The organism is Leifsonia poae (genome assembly GCF_020009625.1).
Lineage (GTDB): Bacteria > Actinomycetota > Actinomycetes > Actinomycetales > Microbacteriaceae > Leifsonia > Leifsonia poae_A.
Window position 1 is genome coordinate 2,255,470 of sequence record NZ_JAIHLP010000002.1, and the last position, 21,348, is coordinate 2,276,817.

At 70.0% G+C, this 21,348-nt stretch carries 20 protein-coding genes and 1 pseudogene; 10 read left to right on the plus strand and 11 right to left on the minus strand.

The window, feature by feature from the left end:
* The first annotated feature begins 50 nt into the window (after nucleotides 1-50).
* Nucleotides 51-743: an ATP-dependent endonuclease gene (locus K5L49_RS11370; protein WP_223692839.1), complete on the plus strand. Its 693-nt coding sequence runs from the start codon at nucleotides 51-53 to the stop codon at nucleotides 741-743.
* 80 nt (nucleotides 744-823) lie between these two features.
* Here the strand turns inward: K5L49_RS11370 and K5L49_RS11375 are convergent, their stop codons facing one another.
* The 3 genes from K5L49_RS11375 to K5L49_RS11385 form a co-directional block, all read right to left on the minus strand.
* Nucleotides 824-1,747, minus strand: coding sequence for an AEC family transporter (locus K5L49_RS11375; protein ID WP_223692841.1), 924 nt, complete (start codon nucleotides 1,745-1,747; stop codon nucleotides 824-826).
* A 58-nt stretch (nucleotides 1,748-1,805) separates the two neighbouring features.
* Nucleotides 1,806-2,186, minus strand: a complete 381-nt coding sequence (locus K5L49_RS11380; RefSeq protein WP_223692842.1) for a hypothetical protein — start codon at nucleotides 2,184-2,186, stop codon at nucleotides 1,806-1,808.
* A 103-nt stretch (nucleotides 2,187-2,289) separates the two neighbouring features.
* Nucleotides 2,290-3,186, minus strand: a complete 897-nt coding sequence (locus K5L49_RS11385) for a LysR family transcriptional regulator (RefSeq protein ID WP_223692843.1) — start codon at nucleotides 3,184-3,186, stop codon at nucleotides 2,290-2,292.
* A 78-nt stretch (nucleotides 3,187-3,264) separates the two neighbouring features.
* On the opposite strand from K5L49_RS11385, the gene K5L49_RS11390 reads away from it, so the two are divergent.
* The gene (locus tag K5L49_RS11390) at nucleotides 3,265-4,335 is read left to right on the plus strand and encodes a TDT family transporter (RefSeq protein ID WP_223692844.1); all 1,071 of its coding nucleotides are present in this window, start codon (nucleotides 3,265-3,267) and stop codon (nucleotides 4,333-4,335) included.
* Nucleotides 4,336-4,360: 25 nt separating this feature from the next.
* On the opposite strand, the pseudogene K5L49_RS11395 reads toward K5L49_RS11390, so the two are convergent.
* Nucleotides 4,361-5,141, minus strand: a pseudogene (locus tag K5L49_RS11395) (putative protein N(5)-glutamine methyltransferase).
* A gap of 71 nt (nucleotides 5,142-5,212) precedes the next feature.
* Between K5L49_RS11395 and K5L49_RS11400 the strand changes: the two are divergent.
* On the plus strand, nucleotides 5,213-7,156 hold the full coding sequence (locus K5L49_RS11400; protein ID WP_223692845.1) for an MSCRAMM family protein: 1,944 nt from the start codon (nucleotides 5,213-5,215) through the stop codon (nucleotides 7,154-7,156).
* A 121-nt stretch (nucleotides 7,157-7,277) separates the two neighbouring features.
* Nucleotides 7,278-7,547, plus strand: coding sequence for a hypothetical protein (locus K5L49_RS11405; protein ID WP_223692846.1), 270 nt, complete (start codon nucleotides 7,278-7,280; stop codon nucleotides 7,545-7,547).
* A gap of 13 nt (nucleotides 7,548-7,560) precedes the next feature.
* Here the strand turns inward: K5L49_RS11405 and K5L49_RS11410 are convergent, their stop codons facing one another.
* A complete protein-coding gene (locus K5L49_RS11410) occupies nucleotides 7,561-7,959 on the minus strand; it encodes a GNAT family N-acetyltransferase (RefSeq protein WP_223692847.1) in 399 nt (132 codons plus the stop codon).
* Between the two features lie 66 nt (nucleotides 7,960-8,025).
* Here K5L49_RS11410 and K5L49_RS11415 point away from each other — a divergent pair, with 66 nt between their 5' ends.
* From K5L49_RS11415 to K5L49_RS11440, 6 genes are all read left to right on the plus strand, one after another.
* A complete protein-coding gene (locus K5L49_RS11415; RefSeq protein ID WP_223692848.1) occupies nucleotides 8,026-8,715 on the plus strand; it encodes a hypothetical protein in 690 nt (229 codons plus the stop codon).
* Nucleotides 8,716-8,846: 131 nt separating this feature from the next.
* Nucleotides 8,847-9,011 (plus strand): hypothetical protein, encoded by a 165-nt coding sequence (locus K5L49_RS11420; protein WP_223692850.1) that lies wholly within the window; start codon nucleotides 8,847-8,849, stop codon nucleotides 9,009-9,011.
* 74 nt (nucleotides 9,012-9,085) lie between these two features.
* Entirely contained in the window at nucleotides 9,086-9,487 is a 402-nt protein-coding gene (locus K5L49_RS11425) for a RidA family protein (RefSeq protein WP_223692852.1), read from the plus strand.
* A 57-nt stretch (nucleotides 9,488-9,544) separates the two neighbouring features.
* Nucleotides 9,545-10,399 carry a hypothetical protein gene (locus tag K5L49_RS11430; RefSeq protein WP_223692854.1) on the plus strand — a complete coding sequence of 285 codons (855 nt, stop codon included), beginning with the start codon at nucleotides 9,545-9,547 and terminating at the stop codon, nucleotides 10,397-10,399.
* A 152-nt stretch (nucleotides 10,400-10,551) separates the two neighbouring features.
* A complete protein-coding gene (locus K5L49_RS11435) occupies nucleotides 10,552-11,568 on the plus strand; it encodes a Gfo/Idh/MocA family protein (RefSeq protein WP_223692856.1) in 1,017 nt (338 codons plus the stop codon).
* A gap of 136 nt (nucleotides 11,569-11,704) precedes the next feature.
* On the plus strand, nucleotides 11,705-12,727 hold the full coding sequence (locus tag K5L49_RS11440; protein ID WP_223692858.1) for a Gfo/Idh/MocA family protein: 1,023 nt from the start codon (nucleotides 11,705-11,707) through the stop codon (nucleotides 12,725-12,727).
* A gap of 155 nt (nucleotides 12,728-12,882) precedes the next feature.
* Here the strand turns inward: K5L49_RS11440 and K5L49_RS11445 are convergent, their stop codons facing one another.
* The 6 genes from K5L49_RS11445 to K5L49_RS11470 all read right to left on the minus strand — a co-directional run bounded on the left by K5L49_RS11445 (nucleotide 12,883) and on the right by K5L49_RS11470 (nucleotide 21,322).
* A complete protein-coding gene (locus K5L49_RS11445) occupies nucleotides 12,883-14,541 on the minus strand; it encodes a glycoside hydrolase family 3 protein (protein WP_223692859.1) in 1,659 nt (552 codons plus the stop codon).
* A gap of 74 nt (nucleotides 14,542-14,615) precedes the next feature.
* Nucleotides 14,616-17,372, minus strand: a complete 2,757-nt coding sequence (locus K5L49_RS11450) for an FAD-binding and (Fe-S)-binding domain-containing protein (RefSeq protein WP_223692861.1) — start codon at nucleotides 17,370-17,372, stop codon at nucleotides 14,616-14,618.
* Nucleotides 17,369-18,058, minus strand: a complete 690-nt coding sequence (locus K5L49_RS11455) for a PIG-L deacetylase family protein (protein ID WP_223692862.1) — start codon at nucleotides 18,056-18,058, stop codon at nucleotides 17,369-17,371. Before K5L49_RS11455 ends, K5L49_RS11450 begins: the two co-directional genes overlap by 4 nt.
* A 31-nt stretch (nucleotides 18,059-18,089) precedes the next feature.
* On the minus strand, nucleotides 18,090-18,941 hold the full coding sequence (locus tag K5L49_RS11460) for a carbohydrate ABC transporter permease (RefSeq protein ID WP_223692864.1): 852 nt from the start codon (nucleotides 18,939-18,941) through the stop codon (nucleotides 18,090-18,092).
* Nucleotides 18,942-18,972: 31 nt separating this feature from the next.
* Complete coding sequence (locus K5L49_RS11465) at nucleotides 18,973-19,941, minus strand: carbohydrate ABC transporter permease (RefSeq protein WP_223692866.1); 969 nt, start codon at nucleotides 19,939-19,941, stop codon at nucleotides 18,973-18,975.
* Nucleotides 19,942-20,017: 76 nt separating this feature from the next.
* Nucleotides 20,018-21,322: an extracellular solute-binding protein gene (locus tag K5L49_RS11470; protein WP_223692868.1), complete on the minus strand. Its 1,305-nt coding sequence runs from the start codon at nucleotides 21,320-21,322 to the stop codon at nucleotides 20,018-20,020.
* Between the last annotated feature and the right edge of the window lie 26 nt (nucleotides 21,323-21,348).

Genomic DNA, 21,348 nt, shown 5'->3' on the forward strand with positions numbered 1-21,348 from the left:
AGCGAAGAACGAATCGGGCGCCCTCGCCGCTGCGGTGCCAGAATGGCACGGTGACGAAGCGGGCGAGCATCCGTGCCGGCGACGGCGAACTGCGCACCGACCGGGTGCGCGGATTCGAGCGCGCGGTCGGGGTGTGGCTGTCTGGCGCGGTCCCGGCCCGGGCGGCACGCGTGCCGGCGAAAGCGCGGGCGGATGCCCAGGAGTCGGCGGAGCGCGGTTTCGTGCGATCCGCCGTACTTGTGGAGGGCGCAAGCGACCGCGCGGCGCTTCGGGCGCTCGCGAAAGTGGACGGTCGGGATCTCGCCGCGGACGGGGTCTCGGTGCTCCCGATGGGCGGCGCGATGAGCATCCGCCGGTTCGTCGACGCACTCGGTCCGGGCGGGCTGGGGCTCGGCCTGCACGGGATGTGCGACGCGGGCGAGGTCGGGTTCTTCGAACGGGCCGGGATGGGCGGCCCCGGTTTCGAGGTGTGCGATCCCGATCTCGAAGGCGAACTCATCCGGTCGCTCGGGGTCGCCGCCGTGGAGGCGGTGCTCGACGAGCAGGGCGACCTGCGCCTGTTCCGCACCTTCCAACGGCAGCCGGCGCAACGCGACCGGAGTGCCGAACGGCAGTTGCACCGCTTTCTGGGCACCACCTCGGGCCGGAAAGAACAGTACGCGCGGGAACTCGTCACCGCTGCGGCGACTCTCGTGGGCGTGACACCGCCCGCCCCGTTGCGGCGACTGCTCGACGGCGTCTGAGCGTCGCCGGCGGAATCGGCATCGCCCGCGGCAAAGTCGTCGCCCGCGGCACCGGTGATGAAGGCGACAGGCCGTCGCGGTCAGGGTGCCAGCAACGCCGCGACCAACAGCAGTGCGGGGATGGCCAGCACCGTCGTCAGCAGCACCGTGTCGCGCGCGATGGCCTCGCCGCGTTCGTAGCGGGCGGCGAAGTTGTAGACGTTCTGGGCCGTCGGCAGGGCGGCGAGCGCGACGGCGGCGAACAGCGCCTGGCCGTGCAGGTCGAACACGAACGCGCCGACCAGGTAGGCCACCACCGGCATCAGCACCGACTTGATCAGCGAGGCGGTGAGGATCTCGACGCGGCCGCTGTCGGCTCGCAGCGGGCGGGAGCCACGGAGCGACATGCCGAATGCCATCAGCACCAGCGGCACCGCCGCCCCGCCGATCAGCGCAAACGGCTGGAAGACCGCATCCGGGAGGTGCACCCCGCTCACATCGACGAGGATGCCGAGAACGGAGGCGATGATCATCGGGTTTCGGAACGGCTGCGTCAGGATGGAGCGCAGCGAGACCGCCCCGCGCGAATGGGTGTCGAGCACGGTGAGGGCGATCGGCGCGAACACGATCAGCTGAAGCAGCAGCACCGGCGCCACATAGGAGGCACTTCCGAGCACGTAGACCGCCACGGGAAGCCCGATGTTGTTGGCGTTGACGTAGCCCGCACCGAGCGCACCGATCGTCGTCTCGGCAGCACCGCGTCGGAACAGCAGTCGCGAGAGCACTACGAAGACGCCGGATGCGACGAGCGCGGCGACCGCGGCCACCACCAGCTGCGATGAGAACGCGACGTGCAGATCGGCTTTCGCCAGAGTGACGAACAGCAGGGCCGGGTTGGTGATGAAGAAGGCGATGCGGTTCAGAACGAACGGGGCCTGCGGACCTCCCACGCCGAACCGGCCGGCCAGGTAGCCGACGCCGATCACGAACGCGATGATCGCGAACCCGACCACCACGCCGCCCATCCTCCCAGCCTAGAGCGATCGTGTGCTGCGGAGGCGGCCGCCGGGCCGGAGACGGATGCTACGCGACCTGGCGGGAGGAGGTCAGGACGCCCGCCTCGTGCAGGGCCACACCGAGCGCGTTGGCGGTGTCCATGAAGACGTTGTTGGCCTTCGCGGCCCCGATCGCACCGCCGGTGGCGAAAGCGGAGACGGACACACGGCTGAGGCGGGCGACGACCTGCCCTTCGAGCTGCATGATCTCCACCGTGAACGACATGTAGAGCTTGCCACCGGCCAGACCGCCGAACAGCACGGTCATCGGCACGCTGCCGCGTTTGGCGACGAAACCGGCGGTGGGGGTGGTCTCGACCGTGAAACCACGGCCGGTGAGGGTCTGACCGATGACACTGCGCACCAGGTCGGGGTCGGCCGTGCTGAAGAATTCGTGGCTGGACGCCATGTCGGGCTCCTGAGGGTCGGCGAAAATGTGCGGGTCGAGCATAGCGCCCGCCAGCCCCGGCCCTGCCTCATCGCCGCTCGATGAGGGGTGGGCGCGCATCCGCTCAGGTCCGGCGGGCGATCCGCAGGAGCGCGTCGAGGGCGGGAGGAAGCGGGCCGGGCATCACCGCGCGCAGGTCGCGCACGATCCGCGCGTCGCTGAGGGGGACGCGCACGAGCCGGCCCGAGGCGAGGTCGTCGCGCACGGCGAGGATGCTCAGAACGGCCGGGGCGACACCGGCCGCGACCGTGGTGCGGATGCCCGAGGCCGTCGGCAGTTCGGCCGCCGACGGCGCGAGCTCGCCCGCCGCCGCCCGCAGAACGCGCTCCGCCGAAAGTCGCGTGCCCGAACCGGGCTCCCGGGTGACGAGCGGGGTCGCGGCGAGCTGCGCCGCGCTCACCCCTCGACGCCGGCGGGCCCATGGGTGCGAGGGGGCGACGACGACGACGAGTTCGTCGCGGGCGACGCGCAGAGTGCGCAGGCCGGGCGCGGCATCCGGGGTCTCGATGAAGCCCAGCGGATGCTCGCCGGCGCGCACAGCGTCGATGACGGCCCGGCTGTTCACTGCCGAGACCGCGATACGAGCGGATGCGGTGGCCGGGTCGGCCCGCAGCGCGATGAGCCACCTGGGCAGCAGATGCTCGGCGATGGTCAGGCTCGACGCGACGGTGAGGCCGCGGTCGGCTCCGGCACGGAGGGCGTCGACGCCGTCGACGAGACGGTCGGCGGCGGCGGCGACGTCGGCCGCCCAGCCGGCCACCACCGTTCCGGCGGTGGTGAGCGTGGTACCGGCCGGGGTGCGCACGAGCAGGGCGACGCCGAGGTCGGATTCGAGACGGCGCATGCGGGCCGAGACGGCCTGCTGCGTGACGCCGAGCGCCGCGCCGGCAGCCGAGAGGGAGCCGGCGTCGGCCACGGCGCCGAGCATCCGGAGCGCGACGAGATCGGGGGTGCTGCGCATCCGACCTCCAACAGTTGCTTGTATCCCGCCAACGTCACGACCCTACTCCGCACTGCGCGACCGGCGGAAGCTGGTCGCATGACCCGCTTCACGCTGTCCACTGTCACCCCCAATTGGTTCGCCACCGTGATGGGCACCGGCATCGTGGCCACGGCGACCGTCACACTGCCGGTGGCCTTTCCGGGACAGCGGGCCGCGGCACTCGTCGTCTGGCTGCTGGCCGCGGTGCTGCTCGTCTTCCTCCTCGTCGCCACCGCGGTGCACTGGCTCCGTCATCCACGACGTGCTCGGGAGCACCACCGGCACCCGGTGATGGCGCACTTCTACGGCGCCCCGCCGATGGCCATGCTCACGGTGGGCGCCGGCGCCCTGCTCATCGGGCGCGATCTGATCGGTCTGCCGGCCGCGCTGGCCATGGACGCGGTGCTGTGGACGGCGGGGACCCTGCTGGGGCTGGCGAGCGCCGTGATCGTGCCATACCTCGTCTTCACCACCCACGAGGTGCGCGACGATGCGGCGTTCGGCGGCTGGCTGATGCCCGTCGTGCCCCCGATGGTCTCGGCCGCGACCGGTGCGCTGCTCGTGCCCCACCTACCTGAGGGCCAGAGCCGCGAGACGATGCTGCTCGCCTGCTACGCCATGTTCGGCCTCAGCCTGATCGCCTCGCTCCTCGTGATCACCCAACTCTGGGCGCGTCTCACCCGGCACAAGGTCGGGGCCTCGGCAGCGGTGCCCACCCTCTGGATCGTGCTCGGCCCGCTCGGCCAGTCGATCACGGCCGTCAACCTGCTGGCCGGCAATGCGTCCTCCGCGCTGCCCGGGCTCGACCACGCCCTGCTCGTCTTCGCGGTGCTCTACAGTGTTCCGGTGCTCGGCTTCGCGCTGCTCTGGATGGCCGTGGCCGTGGCGATCACCGTGCGAACGGCCCGGCGCGGTCTGCCGTTCAGCCTCACCTGGTGGTCGTTCACCTTCCCGGTGGGCACCTGCGTCACAGGAACGGCCGGGCTGGCCGCGCACACCGCATCCACACCCCTCGCCGTGCTGTCCGTGGCGCTCTTCGCCGTGCTCGTCGTGGCCTGGCTGACGGTCGGCGTCCGTACGCTTCGCGGCGCCGTGGCGCACGAGGTGGTTCCGGCCCTCCCGGCGTGAACCGAAAAGACTCCCGCGCGGGCGGTCAGCTGTCGCTGGTCGCGATGACGATCGTCGAGTCGGCGTCGTCGGAGGTCTCGATCCGTACGCTCAGCCCGGCTCCACGGAACAGCCCCACGGTGCGCTCGGCCTGGAGCCGGCTCGTCTCGATGAGCAGGGAACCGCCGGGTGCGAGCCACTCGGGGCGCCTTCGGCCACGCGGCGCTGCACATCCAGCCCGTCAGCTCCGCCGTCGAGGGTGACAGCGGGTTCATACAGTCTCGCCTCCGGCGGCATCAGCGCGATCGCCTCGGTGGGGACATACGGTGCGTTGACCGCGAGCACCGTCACCCGGCCCCGCAGGGCGTCGGGGAGGGCGTCATAGAGATCCCCTTCGTGCACCTGACCGCGCGGCTCGACGGTGCGGCGGGCACAGTGCACCGCGGCCGGCTCCACATCGGCCGCATGCAGCTCCACCCCAGGCCCGAGCCGGTCGGCGATGGCCACGCCGATCGCGCCAGTGCCGCAGCAGAGATCGAGGACCACCGCATCCGGCCGTCCCAGGTCGACGGCGCGACGCACCAGGAACTCGGTGCGCTGCCGGGAACGAACACGCCCGGTTCGACCGTGACGCGCAGCCCGCAGAACTCGACCCAACCGAGCAGAGGCTCGAGCGGGAACCCGGCGACACGACGAGCGACGAGACTCTCGAGCTCGTCCGGCGAAGCGGCGGCCTCGCTCAGCAGACGGGCCTCGTCTTCGGCGAAGACGCATCCTGCCGCGCGAAGTCGCGCCACGAGAGCGGGGTCGGGTCGGGGGTCGGTCACGAGCGACCATCGTAGCCGCGGAAGTTCCGCGCTGCTTCCGCCGACCCGGACCGGCGGGTTAGCCTGAACACATGCACAAGCGCGTCCGGCTTCTCATCCCTGCCCTCGTCGCGGCGATCGTGATGCCCTTCGCCCTCGCCGCGCCGGCCTCCGCCGCCAGCACCTCGCAGTGGGCGGGATGGGCGCCCCTCACCGGCGCGGGCGGCGCGTACACGACGACGATGACGCTGGCGAACAAACCCCAACTCATCGCCGACGTCACCAGCGACTCGCGCGCCGGCCAGGTCGGCGTGATCTCGGGCACCTCGACCTGGCTCGCCCAGGGCACGCCGGTCGGCGCCAAGTACGGCTCCAGCATCAACCAGCCCTACCTGAATCTGCGCCCCAAGGCGGACACACCGACGGCGCCCTCGACGACGACATACTCCTTCCGCACGCCGACGCCGACCTCGGGCTGGACCTTCGTGCTCGGCGACATCGACGCCGACCAGGTTCAGATCCGCGCGGTCGGCCCGAACGGCGTGGCGCTCACCTCGGCACAACTCGGCTTCCGCGGCGGCTTCAACTATTGCGCCCCAGGCGTGACCGGCAAGCCGTCATGCACCGGCTCCGCCACCGATGTGCCCAGTTGGAACCCCACGACCGCCGTGCTGCTCGGCAATGCGGCCGCCTCAGACACCTCCGGTGCATCCGCCTGGTTCGAGCCGTCGGCGGCCATCGCGTCGCTCACCTTCGTTTACGCCCAGCGCTCCGGTTTCCCCGTGTACCAGACCTGGTTCGCCTCCCTCGCCCGCGACATCACGGGCACAGTCACCGACCAGACGACCGGCCCCCTCAACGGCGCCACAGTCACCCTCACCGACCGCACCGGAGCGGTGGTCGGAACGGCGACCACCGCCGGCGGCGGCCTGTACTCCTTTCCCGGCTTCCTCGCGACCGACGGATACACGGTGTCGGTGACCCCGCCCGTCGGCAAGATCGCGGTCGGCGCTGCAAGCAAACCCGCCGATCTCACCGCCACCGATGCCGTCGTCGACTTCGCCGTGCGCGACATCGTTCCCGTCGGCGTGAGCGGAACCGTCCGCGACACCGACGGTCATCCCATCGCCGGCGCCGTCATCACAGTGGACGGGCAGAGCGCCACCTCCGGCCCCGACGGCACATACCGGTTCGAGAGCGTCGCCGTCGGCACCTACACCCCGACCATCACGCCTCCCGCCGGGTACACCTCCGTGGCACCGCTTCCGAGCTTCACCGTGAGCACGGGATCGGAGAGTCCCATCGTCGACGTGGACTTCGTCGTCGCCGCGAACCCGACCATCTCCGGAACAGTCACCGCCGGCGGAACCGGGGTCGCCGGTGTGACCGTCACCGCGGTCGGCCCCGGTGGAACAGAGACCACCGTCACCGCGACGGACGGCACATACTCATTCCCACGTGTTCCGAGCGGCGGGTACACGGTCACGGTCACCCCGCCGGCCGGTTCCACCGTCGACGGGCCGGCCAGTCAGTCCGTCACCGTGGCCACGAACGACGTGACCGACGTGGACTTCGCGCTCGCCAAGGCGGGCAGCATCGCCGGCGCCGTCGATGACGGCACCACCCCCGTCCCCGGTGCCACGGTGACCGTCAGCGGCCCCGGCGGCAGCACGGTGCTCACCACCGACGCGAGCGGCGCGTACGCCCTCGGCTCCCTGCCCTCCGGCACCTACACGATCACATTGACCGTTCCCGCCGGATACACGGCGGGCAGTCCCCTGACCAAGACCGTCACCGTGACTGCGGCGGGTGAGGCGTTCGTCGACCAGGACTTCGCAGTCACCGCCGTGGTCGTTCCGCCGACGACTCCCCCGACCACTCCGGCACAGCCGGGGACCACCGGAACGTCGGTGGGCGAGCTGGCAGACACCGGTTCCAGCGTCAACGCGTGGCCTGCGATCATCGCCGGAATCGTCGTGCTGCTCGGTGCGGCGGCCGTCATCATCGCGGCTGTGCGGCGGCGACGCTCCCAGTAGGGCCGACAGCGGGCCGGCGACGCTTCGCCGTCACGCCCGACGGCCCGCCCTCGGCTCGCCACTGGCGCATTCGCAGGGCACGCGTACTATCCGCCTCCAGATACCCAATCGGGGAGAGGAAATGCGGGTGTACCACGTGTACGTCGATGACCTGCGGTTCACTTTCGTCGACCGGGCTCCGGTGGACGAGTTCAAGGAGCGGGTCGTGGAAGCCAGCCGGGCCGAAGGGGCGTTCGTGCCCATCTCCCGGTCCAGCAGGCCTCCGAGCGAGGTCTTCGTCACCAGCCGGACGCGAGTGCGCATCGAGACGGCCACCATCCCCAGCGAGACGACAGGCGACGAAGACGACGGAGACGACGCGTTCTGGTTCGACTTCGACTCCCTGAAGTGACCGCGGGCAGGCCTCAGCGCAACTGGATGAGTCCCGCGTTCGTCGGGCGGAACCCGCACGCGCCGAAGTAGAAGGCCTTCAGCTCGTCGTCGAAGTCGACGTGCAGCCACTCGCATCCCGCAGCCCGGGCTTCCTCGGTCGCGACGGCGATCAGGCGTTTGCCCACTCCCTGATGCCGAACACGCCCGGCCACGAGGGTGTCCTCGATGAACGCGTGGATCTGGCCGTCCCAGATCACATTGACGAACCCGACGAGACCGTCGTCGTCGCGTGCGACGACCCAGCCGAGACTCAGCCGGGAGAGCATCCCGTTCCAGTCGTCATCGAAATATGCGTGCTCGAAGCCTTCCGCATGCAGCCGATTGACCTCATCATTGGTGAAGCCGCCGCGCCATTCCCAGGTGATCGTCATGCCGACAAGCATTCCAGACGCGCGTCGAGGGTGGCCACGGTCGCGGCGGCGCAGTATGGTCGCGGCATGACTATTCCCAACGACGACAGCAAGCCTGACGTGCCCGCCGACGGATCCGTGCCGCCCGCGCCCGACGCCGGCTCCGTGCCGCCCGCCCCGGAGCAGCCCATCACCCCGGCGCCCGACGCCGCCTTCCCGCCTGCTCCGCCGGCCGCGTACCCGGCCGCTCCGCCGGCCGCACCGCCCGGCACGTTCCCGGCGTACTCGGCGGCACCCAACGCCCCGGTCGCCGCTCCGTCGAGCCGCCCGTCGCTGGTCAACACGGCGTTCTGGCTCTTCATCGCGGCCGCCGTGCTCAGCGTGATCAGCGGCATCGTGACGATCGCCTCGGTCGGCTCGACCCGTCAGCAGATCATCGACCAGCTGCAGAAGACGAGCGGACTCAAGACCAACGGTCTCAGCATCGAGCAGTTGGCGGACGCCTCCATCGCGGGCGTCACCGCCCTCTCGATCGTCACCCTGATCTTCTGGGCCTTGGTCTTCGTGCTCTTCGCGTACTTCATGCGTCGCGGAGCCAACTGGGCCCGCATCGTTCTCACGGTGCTCACCGTGCTCTCGCTGATCAACATCCCGTGGGGCTTCTTCGCCGGTGCACTGCAGGTGATCGCCGCCATCGTGGCCACGATCCTCATGTGGCTCAAGCCGTCGTCGGCGTACTTCGCCGCCGTCAAGGCTTCGAAGGCCCCGCGCGCGTGACCCGCAGCTCTTAACCACGGAGGGCGGGTGAGGTCAAGGGGCTCGCTCCTGCGACGACATGCGCCTACGGTGGCCTGTGTCCGCCCGTCGACCCCACGGGCCGGTCTCAAAGAGAAAGCAGGTATCGGCACATGAACATACTGCTCATCGTCATCGCCATCGTGGCCGTCGTCCTCCTCTTCACCGGCGGGTTCGTGCAAGCCCTCAGCTGGCTGCTCTGGGTGGGGATCATCCTCCTGGTGTTCGCCGTGATCGTGTGGTTGGTGCGAATGATCAGCGGGCGCCGCTCCGTGTGACCAACGGCCAGAACGACGAAGCCCCGGGTGTTCGCATCCGGGGCTTCGTCGGTGGTGGCTGACACCATGACCGCATGGAGATCCTTCGCTTGCAGCCGGCCGGCCTCGTCGTGAGCCCCGCCTTCAGTCACGTGGCCGTCGTTCCGGCCGGCGCCACGACGGTATACGTCGGCGGGCAGAACGGCGTCGACGCCTCCGGCGCCGTCGTCTCGGCCGATGTCGTCGAGCAGTCCGTGCGGGCCGTGGAGAACGCCGCTCTCGCCCTCGAGGCTGCCGGCGCCACGCTCGCCGATGTCGTGCAGTGGACGGTGCTCATCGCCGAGAGCGCCGATGTGCGCGCGGCCTATGGCGCCGTCGCACCGCGCTTGGCGACCGGTGGCGCGCCTCCTCTGGTCACCGCCGCCCTGGTCGCCGGGCTCGGCGTTCCGGGCGCCCTCATCGAGGTCAGTGCGATCGCCGCCATCCTGCCTACCTGAATCCTGGACCGCCTGAGCCCTGGCCCACCCCGTTCCCGAACGGCCTACACTCGCGGCATGACCCTGCGCGAGATCGCGGACGAACTGTACGGAGTTCCGGCTGCGGCGTTCACTGCGGCGCGGGCCGCCGCGGCCGCCGGAACCGGCGATAAGCGTCTGGCCGAGCAGATCCTCCGCCTCCGGAAGCCGAGCGCGGCGGCGGCGGCCGTGAACCGCCTCGCGCGCGAAGAGCCCGAGCTGATCGAGGCCCTCCTCGCAGTCGGCGAACGGATGCGCGCTGCCGTCGGGAGCGGCGATCGAGCGGAGATCCGCGCACTCACCGGTGAACGTCGGCGGCTGCTGCAGAAGGCCGTGGACCGAACCGGTGGCAGCGCCGCGGTTCACCGTACCGTGGAGGAGACCCTGCAGGCGACGGCGATCGATCCGGCGGCGGCGGCGGCGGTCCGCAGCGGATTGCTGCTGCGCGCCCTCGCCTCCACCGGGCTCGACCCGGTCGAGCTGTCTGACGCGATGGCCCTGCCGGTGGGCCCGGATGCTCACCCGCTCGCGAGGCCGCAGACGACACAGACGCCGGAGGCCCCGCACAGTCCAGAGCCGAACACCGCGCCCGGCGTCACTGCCGCACGGCGTCGCGAACGCAAGCGCCGCATCCGGGTCGCCGAGACGGCGTTGGAGCGCTCCCGCTCCGCCGCGGAAGCTCTCGACGCCGAACTCGCCGAGGAGGTCGACCATCGCACCGCGCTGGAGGTGGAACGCGACGACCTCACCCGCCGTCTCGAGCACACCCGCGACGAACTCGCCGAGGCTCGGGCGACCGAGCGGGAGCTGCGGAGCCGCATCAGCCGGGCGCACTCCGCCGTGCGCGCCGGCGAACGGGAACTGCGGACGGCCAGGGAACAGCCCGAGTCTTAGAGCCGATCCCCTCTCTGCCGGTGATGGGCGGGGCCGAAACCGATCTCTACTTTCGCTGCGAATCCTGCAGAAGTCACCCGTTGGGCCGCCATAGTCGGTAGGCTTGTCGCGTTCGCGCGCTCGATCCCACAGGCAAGGAGGCCTACTCGGCCATGTCCCATCCCCTCACGGTCGCCGCGATCGGCTTTTGGCACGTTCATGCGGGCGACTACGCACGTGAAGCGCAACAGCATCCCGACACCACCCTCGTCGCCGTCTGGGACGACGACGAGGAGCGCGGCCGGGCGGCCGCCGCCGAATTCGGCGTCGAGTTCGTCGCCGACCTCGACGCGCTGCTCGCCCGCCCCGACCTCGACGGCGTCACCGTCACCACTTCCACCGACCAGCACCACGCCGTGATGGTCAAGGCCGCACGGGCCGGCAAGCACATCTTCACCGAGAAGGTGCTCGCGCCCACCGTGGCCGAAGCCGAAGAGATCGTCACCGCGGCACGGGATGCGCGGGTCACCCTCGTGGTGTCCCTGCCCCGGCTCTACGACGACTACACGCAGGCGATCGAGCGCATCCTCGACGACGGCACCCTCGGCGAGCTGACCTACTCGCGCGTGCGCCTGGCGCACGACGGTTGGGTCGCCGGCTGGCTCCCGGAGCGCTTCGGCGACCCCGCGACCGCCATCGGCGGCGCGCTCACCGACCTCGGCTGCCACCCCGCCTACCTCACCCGACTGTTCCACCGCGCCGAGCCCGTCTCGATCAGCGCCGGGTACGGCAGCGTGTCCGGACACCCGCTGGAAGACAACGCGGTCGTCACGGCCACGTTCCCCGGCGGTCGTCTGGGCGTGTTCGAGGCGAGCGTGGTGACCGCACCCGGCACCTTCACCATCGAGCTGCTCGGCACCGAGGCGGCCCTGATCTTCGGCTTCGGCGGCGACCGGATGCTCGCCAAAGGCGGCGCCTACGGCGACGATTGGCAGGAGCTCCCGCTGCCCGAACGGGCGCCGATGCCGTTCGACCAGTGGGTGGGGCACATCCACGCCGGCACGACCGCCGAGGACAATCTGCGGCACGCGCTCGCGCTGACCGGGCTCGTCGTGGCGGCGAACACCTCGGCGCGGGCCGGCTCCGCAGTGCCGTACGACGCACCAGCGTTCGCTCCCACGCGGGCGTAGCGCACTCCCGGCCCACACCTCCCCCGCGGTCCGCGACCGCATCCCTCCGACCCCACCGCGCCCCGACGGCGCGGCCCCTCGACGGCGTGACTTCCGTCGCACCTCCCTTCTTTCACGACCTTTCAGGAGAACCATCATGAACACCACCGACCGCACCATCCGTATCGGCCTGATCGGAGCCGGCGGCATCGCCGGCGCCCACGTCGCGGGTTACGCCCTCAACCCCGACACCGTCACCTTCGCCGCCGTTGCCGACCCGGTGCGCGCGAACGCCGAAGCGCGCGCCGCCGGCACCGACGCCGCGATCTTCGCCGACTACACCGAGATGCTGGCCGTCGCCGACATCGACGCCGTCGACATCTGCCTGCCCCACCACCTGCACAAGACAGCGATCGTCGCCGCCGCCCGCGCCGGCAAGCACATCTTGTGCGAGAAGCCGCTCTGCCTCACCCCGGAGGAGGCCCGCGAGGTCGCCGCCGCCGTGGACGAGGCGGGCGTCACCCTGATGTGCGCCCACAACCAGCTGTTCCTGCCCGCTGTCGCCAAGGCCAAGGAGCTGCTCGACAGCGGCACGATCGGACGCGTCTACGAAGTGCGCACCACCGACAGCTTCCACAACGACTTCGACCCCGAGAACATGGGGTGGCGCGCCCATGCCGCCACGAGCGGCGGTGGCGAGCTCATCGACACGGGGTACCACCCCTCCTACCTGCTGCTCCACCTGGCCGGCGCTTCGCCGGTGGAGGTCACCGCGATGCTCGCGACCCACCGCCTCAGCTTCATGGAGGGGGAGGACTCCGCCACCGTGCTCGTGCGCTTCGACAACGGGGTGATCGGCACCATCGTGACGAGCTGGGCCTACGATGCCGCCGACAGCACCGAGCGCTTCTCAGCGGTGGGCGAGCGGGGAACCCTCACCAGCGACGGCACCACGCTGAGCTACCACGTGCGAGGTGAGGAGCCGGTGATCCTCGAGCTGGACCCCGTCGACGAGTTCGGCGAGGAGATCGGCCACTTCGCCCGCAGCATCCTCGACGGAACGCGACCGCTGCACACGCAGAAGGAGGGGATCGAGGTGCTCGGCATCATCCTCGGCGCGTACGAGTCCGCCCGCACCCGCGCGATCGCGGAGGTGCGCTCGCTCGACCGCGTCGGCTGAGCCGAGCCCAGCCCGAGCGCACCTCCACGCCCGCGCTGCGCCACCCCCGCCCCACCCTTGAACCGGCGAGCGGTCGCAAAACGTCGCTTCGACGCCTGAAATGACGACGAGAACGACGATTTGCGACCGCTCATCAGAGGTGCCGATAGGCGGGGTCAGGCGCAGAGCAGCCGCGCGACCGCCTCCGCGTTCACCCGGCCGGAGCCGTAGGAGTAGACCGCGTTCACCGCACCCGAGTCGGGGAGCCGGCCGGGCGCATCCGGCGCGGGCCAGCCCGCCACGATCACGACCGTGTCGGGGCGGGAGACCAGCACCGCGGCGAGCACCCCGGCCTCCAGCGAACTGCTCTGAACCTGGTTGACGACGAGCACGGGCGCCGTCGCACCGGCCAGGGCGCGGGTCGCCCGCAGCGTCGCCGCCTCGACCCCGCCCGCCTCGGTCAGCCACACGGGATCGACCTCACGATAGGCGCCGAGCGCCTGTGCGAACCGGTCGCTCTGCGGGCCGACCGCGATGTTCCGCTTGGTGCGGGCATCGACCACGGTCACCCGGCCCGGCCCCAGAACCGGCCGGCCGACGACGCGGAGCGCGGCCTCGGCGACCGGCAGCCAATCGACCGGCGCGGGCACTTCGACCGACACAGACGCTTCGACCGGCACAGGCGCTCCGACCGGCGCGGGCGCTCCGGCCGACACAGACGCTCCGGCCGACACAGACGCTTCGACCGACACAGACGCTTCGACCGGCGCGGGCACTCCGACCGGCGCGGGCGTTCCGAGCGGCCTTCTTTCGCGCACCCAGGAGGCGAGCCCGGTCACCCGGGCAGCCGCCGCCTCGACCCGAGCGGGCAGCAGCTCACCCGACACCATCGCCGCGACGATCGCATCCCGCACCTCGAGGAACTCCCGTTCGTCGGTGGCTCCGCCCGGCTGGGGCGGGTTGCTGGCAGGGTTGCCGACGCAGAGCAGGTCGACCCCGGCGAGGAGCGCGGCGACCGCGCCCGGCCCCATCCCGACGGTGTGGCGGATCGCCGCCATGTCGAGCGCGTCGGAGACGATCACCCCGTCGAATCCCAGCGAGCGGAGCATCCCGAGCGCCCGGGCGTTCAGCGTGGCCGGCGCTTCGCCGAGGTGCGGCACCCGGATGTGGGCGGTCATCACGGCTTTCACCCCCGCCTCGATCGCGGCCACGAACGGAGGCAGGTGAACCCCGTCGAGCTCCTCGGGAGTCGCGTTGGAGATCGCGAGGGCGAGATGCGAGTCGGTCGAGGTGTCGCCGTGTCCGGGGAAGTGTTTGGCGCATGCCGCTACGCCGGCCGATTGGAGCCCGCGAACGGCCGCGGCCGTGTGCCGCGACACGAGCTCGGCGCTCGCGCCGAACGACCGCACCCCGATCACGGGGTTGCGGGGGTCGACGTTCACGTCGAGCGTCGGCGCGAGATCGACGTCGATTCCGGCCGCGGCCACCAGCTCGCCGGTCCAGACGGCGGCCGCCTCCGTCGTCGCGGTGTCGTCGTAGCGGCCGAGCACGGCGTTCCCCGGTGTCGACGAGCCGGTGCGCGCCTCGAGCCGGGTGACGATTCCGCCCTCCTCGTCCACCCCGATGAGCGCGTTCGGGTTGAGCTCGTGGATGCGCGCCGACAACGCCCGCACCTCGTCGCTGCCGCCGATGTTCTGTTCGAAGTAGACGAGGCCGGCGAGCCCCTCGGCGAGGGCGTCCTCCGCCCACGAGGGGAGGGTCCGCCCCCGGAATCCCGGCCACACCACGGCGTTCGCCAGGCGTCGCAGGGCGGCGTGATCGGAAGGGTTCTGCACGGCGATGCTCCGTTCGATGGAGGGAGGGGGTTCCGCTCCGTGCGATCGCGCCGAACGCACGGAGCGGAAGTTTGTCAGTGCGGCGGCCTCGTGGCCCGTTCGAGGTGCACGAGAATGTGCTCGTACTCGGCGCCGACCGCGCGGGTCAGCCCGAGCTCGCAGGTGCGATTCGTCGAGGCGTATGCGTCGCATCCGGCCCCGGCGATTTCGGCCGCCTCGGCCGCCGTCGCACTGGCGGTGAGCTCGGGATGCAGCAGACCCCGGTCACCGGCGAAGCCGCAACAGCTCCAGTCCACCGGTGTTGTCACATCGGCCGCGATCGCCGAGGCGATCTGCGTGAGGTCGGCGTCGATCCCGAGCTGGCTCGACGAGCAGGTGGGATGCAGCGCCATCGAGCCGATGCGCTCCGTCACCGTGAGCGCCGGGAGCACATGCTCACGCACGAAGGCGATGCTGTCGACGACGGTCATCGACCCGTTCTCCGCACTCGCGGCCAGGCCCTCAGTGCAGCTGCTGGCGTCGCAGACCACCGGCAGACGGCCGCCGTCGGTCGCGCTCGCCAGAACGGATCCGACGCGTTCGTCCATCCGTTCGTGGCCGGCGGTGAACCCTTTGGACTTCCAGGGGGTTCCACAGCAGAGCGAACCGATGCCCGACGGGATCAGCACCTCCACCCCGGCACGCTCGCAGAGGGCGAGGAACGCCTCCGACACCGAAAGCGCCCCGGCGGGAGGGCCGAACATCGTTCCGACGCAGGCTGGGAAGTACACGGCGACGGGATGCTCCGGCGTGCGTGACCGTCTCGTCTTCCCTCCGCCCGGCAGTTCGGGCGAGGCGAGCGGAATGCGGTCGTCCCCCAGCACGGCCCGGCCGAGCGTCGTGACACCGCCCACGAGCGGGTGGGGGAGGATCTTCGCCGCGCTGAGCGCCACGCTCGCCGTGCTGGTCACCGCACCCCAGACGCGCGAGGCGCCATTCCACACGGCCGACTCGACCGGCCCCACCGACTCGGCGCGCAGGCGCCGAACGAGGTCCCCGGTGTTGATGCCGACCGGGCAGGCCGATTGGCACATCCCGTCGACCGCGCAGGTGTCGACCCCCTGATACTCGTAGTCGGCTCGCAGCTCACCGAGCAGGGCGGTGTCGCCGCGCGCCTCCGCGTCGGCCATCTCCCGCCGCAGCACGATGCGTTGTCGCGGGGTGAGGGTGAGATCCCGCGAGGGGCAGGCCGGCTCGCAGTAGCCGCATTCGACGCAGCGGTCGACCTCGGATTCGACCGCCGGGGTGATTTTGAGGTCGCGGAGGTACGAGTCGGCCTCGTCGGAGAGCACGACGCCGGGGCTGAGGATGCCGTGCGGATCGAACAGCCGCTTGATCTCCCGCATCACGGCGTGGAGTTCGTCGCCGTATTGCCTCCCGACGAACGGGGCCATCACCCGGCCCGTGCCGTGCTCGGCTTTGAGCGAGCCGCCGAGCCCCAGGACGAGGTCGACCATGGCTTCGGTGAAGCCGCGGTACCGCTCCAGGAGCTCGGGCCGGTCGAACCGTTCCGTGAGCATGAAGTGCACGTTGCCATCTTTTGCGTGGCCGAAGATGACGGAGTTCTCGTACCCGAAGCGGGCGAAGAGCTGGATCAGTCCCTCGCAGACGGCGCCGAGGTTCTCGACGGGGACGACGATGTCTTCGAGCAGCGCGGTGGTGCCCGAGGAGCGCGCGCCGGCGACCGCCGTGTAGAGGCCCTTCCGCACATGCCAGAGCGCGGCCCGCCGGTCGGCGTCCGCCGTCATCGAGACCGGTGCGACAACCGGCAGCGCGGCGACGACCGCTGCGGTTCGCTGCAGTTGCGCGGCGAGCGCCGACTCGGATGCGTCCTGCAACTCGATGAGCAGCGCGGCGTGCTCGTCGACCGCCAGATCGCCGATGTCGGGGGGACAGTCGGGTAGCTGCTGCGCGACCCGCAGGGAGGTGGCGTCCAGCAGCTCCACCGTCGCGAATCCGGCGGCGGCCAGCACCGGCGCTGCCGCCGCCGCCTCCTGCAGGGTGGAGAAGACCGCGAGGGCGGTCGCCGCCACCGGCTGCACGGGCACCGTGCGGAACGTCGCGTCGGCGATGAACCCGAGGGTGCCCTCACTGCCGATCAGCAGGTGGGCGAGGATCTCGGCGGGGCGCTCGTGGTCGAGCAGCGCGTTGACGCTGTACCCCATGGTGTTCTTGCGGCTGAACAGCCGCTGAACCGTCGCGACCGACGCCGGATCGGCGAGCACCCGGCGGCGCAAACCGGCGAGGCCGGCAGACAGCTCGGGCTCGAGTCGCGCGAGCTCGGCCTCCACATCCGGATGCGCGGTGTCGACGACGGTTCCGCTCGGCAGCACGACGACAAGCGACTCCACCGTGCGATACGAGTTGTGCTCGATCCCGCACGCCATGCCACTGGAATTGTTGGCGAGGACACCGCCGATGGTGCAGGCGACCTCGCTCGCCGGGTCGGGCCCCAATTTGCGACCGAATCGCGCGAGATGCGCGTTCACCTGCCGCACCGTCGCCCCGGGGCCGACCTGCACGCGCATCCCGTCGTCGAGCACCCGGATGCGCCGGAAGTGGCGTCGTGTGTCGGCCAGCACCCCGGCGGTCGATCCCTGCCCGCTCAAGCTGGTGCCGCCCGAACGGAACGTCAGCGAGTCTCCCGCTTCACGGACGCGCCCGAAGAGGGCGACGATGTCGTCGACCCCTTCGGGCGTGGCCACCGCCGACGGCACGAGCAGATAGTGCGATGCGTCGTGCGCGATGGCGTGCCGACGGGTCAGGCCGTCGGCGAGCGGGGTCGGGCTCACGGCCCGGCGAGCTCGAACTTGGAGCTGCCCCCGACGACGAAGCCGCAGGCGCGCTCGGAACCGACGAGACAGCCTTTGGCCGTCATCATCGCGGTGTAGTAGTCGATGTAGCGGAAGCCGTAGGTCTCGCCGCGGGCGAAGGCCTGGTTCTGGATGGCCGCCCGCCAGCGCTCGAACGCCTCCTCCGGGATCGGCACGTAGAGATCGGGCACGAAGCCGTCGGCATCCTCCCAGTTGTCGGCGTGCAGGAACTGGTTGACGCCGTGCCGGCCGAGCGGGCTGTCCACCGGCAGCGACGCGAGGAACCGGGCGCGCTCGGCGAGGATCGCCGCCCGCTCGTGGTCGCGGTGGATGCTCTTCGTCCAGTGGCTGATGATGATCTCGGGCTTCTCGACCCGGATGATGTCGGCGATCTGGTCGGCCGCATCGTCGTCGTCCGGCAGGAAGCCGTCGGAGTAGTCGAGCACCCGGAACTCCGCGCCGATGTCGGCGGCGAACTGCTCGCCCTCGCGGATCTTCTGCACGCGGTATTCGTCCGGCGTGAGACGGGGGTGGCCGCGTTCTCCATACGTGCAGGCGAGGATGATAGCCCGATCCCCGTCGAGGACCATCTTGGCGAGGGTCGGCCCCGCCGTCAGATCCATGTCTCCGATGTGCCCGCCGATGGCGAGGACGGTTCTGCTCACGTTCTGCTCCGTTTCATTCTGCGGGTGCCGGTCATTTCATGCCGCTGAGCACGACACCGCGCACGTAGTACTTCTGGAAGAAGAGGAAGATCAGCAGCACGGGGATCGTGCTGATCACGATGCCGGCCATGACGATGGGCATCGTGCGGTTCGGGTCGATGAAGCTCTGCAACAGCTGGATGCCCACCGGGAGGGTCATCAGGTCGGGGTTCGTCGACGCCATCAGGGAGGTCCAGATGTATTCGTTCCACTGGCCGACGAAGGTGATCAGGCCCAGCGTGATCGCGACGGGTTTCGCCTGCGGGAGCACGATGTTGAAGAACAGCCGCCACTCCCCCGCGCCGTCGATCCGCGCCGCCTCCAGCATCTCGTTCGGGACGCCGACCATGAACTGGCGCATGAGGAAGATGCCGAAACCGCTGACGAGGAACGGGAGCATCAGCGAGACGATGTTGGTGGTCATGCCGCCGTCGCCACCCTGGCCGAGGATGTTGTTGCCGCCGACCAACGGCCAGTTCAGCATGATGAGGAAGTCGGGGATGAGCAGCAGGAACGGAGGGAGCATCATCGTCGCCAGGATGAAGCGGAAGATCACGTCGCGGCCGCGGAAGCGCAGTTTTGCGAGCGCGTAGCCGGCCATCGCCGAAGTGATCAGCACCGAGGCCGTCACGACGAGGGTCACCACCACGCTGTTGACGAAGAGGTGGCCGAGCTGCAACTGCTCGAATGCGGCGCCGTAGTTGCCCCAGGTGAAGTCCTGCGGAAGGAAATGGTAGGGGAGGATGCCGTATTCGCCCGCCCCTTGAAGGAACTGAACAGCATGTCGAGGAACGGCAGTGCCATCAGCACGCCGCCGATGGCGACCAGCGTGTAGGAGAGCCACGGGGTGCGGACCCGCTTGTTGCGCGCAGCCATCAGTCGTCGTCTCCTGCCCGTCGGCTGACCCAGAGCTGGATCAGGGTGATGATGAAAATGATCAGGAAGAGCACCATCGCCATCGCGCTGGCCGTTCCCCACGCGCCGAACTTGAACGCCTGCTGGTACATCTCGAACGCCGCGACGTTCGTCGAGTTCACGGGCCCGCCGTCTTTCGTCATGACGATGATGAGGGCGAACGACTGCAGCCCGGCGATGCACTGGGTGATGAAGACGAAGAGCAGGGATGGACGCAGCAGCGGCAGGGTGATGCCCCAGAACGTCTGCCAGCTGTTCGCGCCGTCGATCTCGGCGGCTTCGTAGACGGTGCGGTCGATCGCCTTGATGCCGGCGGTCAGGATGAGCACCGCCGCGCCGATCGAGGCCCAGGCCTGCACGACCGCCACCGAGGGCAGAGCGATCTTGGGGTCGGAGAGGAAGCCGACCGAGTTGATGTGCAGCGCGTTCAGCAGGCCGTTGATCAGCCCGGACGGCTGGTACATCATCTTCCACACATTGCCGATCGCGACGACCGTCGCGACGACGGGGAGGAAGTAGAGGAATCGCCAGAACCCCTGGAACCGCAGGCGTTCGATGCACTGGGCGACCAGCAGCGAGCCGGCGACGGCCAGCACGACCGAGAGCACGGCGAACACCAGAGTGTTCACGAGGATCGGCGATACGAAGGTGCTGTCGAAGTTGAGGATGTCGGAGTAGTTCTGCACTCCGATGAATTTGATCTGGGTGAGGTCGTAACCGCCCCATTTGGAGAGCGAGAGGAAGATCGCGAAGAACGACGGGAGGATCAGGAACAGCGTGAAGAACAGGAGCGAGGGTGCGAGGAAGAGGTAGCCGGCGCGCCCTTCCCGCCGGAACCGTCGCGTGCGTGTTTTCGTCGGTGCGGTGAGTTCAGTGGCACCCCGTCGGGTCGCCGCCTCCCTGGTCGCATCCGCGTACGTCTCTGTCATCTGTCGTCTCCGCCCGGTCGGGCTTGGTTCGGCCGTGGGGGCGGGGCGGCTTCTCGCCGCCCCGCCCCGGGTGGCACTACTTGCGGTTGATCTCGGCGACCAGGCTCTTGAAGGTCTGGTCGACCGGCGCCTTGTTCACGAGGATCTCGTTGAGCGCGTTGTGCAGCGAGGTCTTCGCCTTGTATGCGTTCTCAGCGTTCGACTCGGCCATCGCGTACGCCGCGGCGTCGTAGATCGGCGTGAGGTTCGGGTCTGCCGCCTGCAGCTTCGGGCCGAGGATGGCGGCGTCTGCCTTACGCGGCGGGATGAGCCCATTTCCGGCCAGGAAGTCACCCATCTCGGTGACGCCCTCTTTGTTCTTGGCCGAGTTCAGCCAGGTCACGAACTTCCAGGCTTCGGCCTTGTGCTTGCTGCCGGAGTTGACGCCGGTGAAGAACGCGTAGGCCAGCGAACCCTTCTCGCCCGCCTCGGGCCCCGGGACCGGAGCCGTTCCGACGTTGGCGTAATCGTCCTTCATCTGGGTCTTCAGGCTGCCGATCCACCAGCTCGCCTGGATGGCCATCGCCACACCGTTGCTCGGGAAGGTCTTCGTGGGCATGATCGACGTGGTCGTCGCACCGGACTTGGCCAGCTCCGACTCGAGTTGCATGACCGATTTCGCCTTGCCGTCGAGCGCCGAGTTGCCCTTGGCGTCGAGGAACTTGCCGCCGGCCGCATCCAGCAGAGACAGGAACGGGTGCGCGGTCTGGTTGTCGCCGTCCTGGATGAGGGAGAGCCCCTCGACCTGGTAGTTGCCCGACGAGTCCTTCTTCGTCGTCTTGTTCGCGATCTCCTTCAGCTGCGCCCAGTCGGTCGGCGGCTTGTCGTAGCCGGCCTCGGCGAGGATCTTCTTGTTGTAATAGAGGACGTAGGTGTTGAACTCGGTCGGGTAGCCGAACACCTGTCCGGTGCCGCCGGTGACGGCGTCGGCCGCGGCCGGGCTGTAGTTGTCTTTGATGTCGGCCGCGACACTCGCCGGCGGCTTGTCGAGCACGCCGTTGGCCGCGAGCTGACCACCCCAGAGGGCGTACGAGCTGAGGATGTCGGCACCCTTGCCGCCGGTCTGTCGCACGTTCAGGGTGGTGAGGAGGTCGTCGAAGCTGACGGTCTGCTGCTTGACCTGGATGTCGGGGTTGGCCGCGTTCCATTCGTCGACCAGCTTGGTCAGGCCGCCCTTCATGGGCTCCTGGCCGTAGTGGCTCAAGAAGGTGAGCGTGACCTTGCCGTCGTCGCTGCCGGAGCTTCCGGCCCCGCTGCAGGCGGATAGCGCGAGGGCCGCGGCGCCGGCGACGAGCGCGACTTTCGCGAGTCGGCCACGGCGGCCGAACAGAGCTGTTCTCATGATGTTCCTCTCGGTGGTGGGGACGC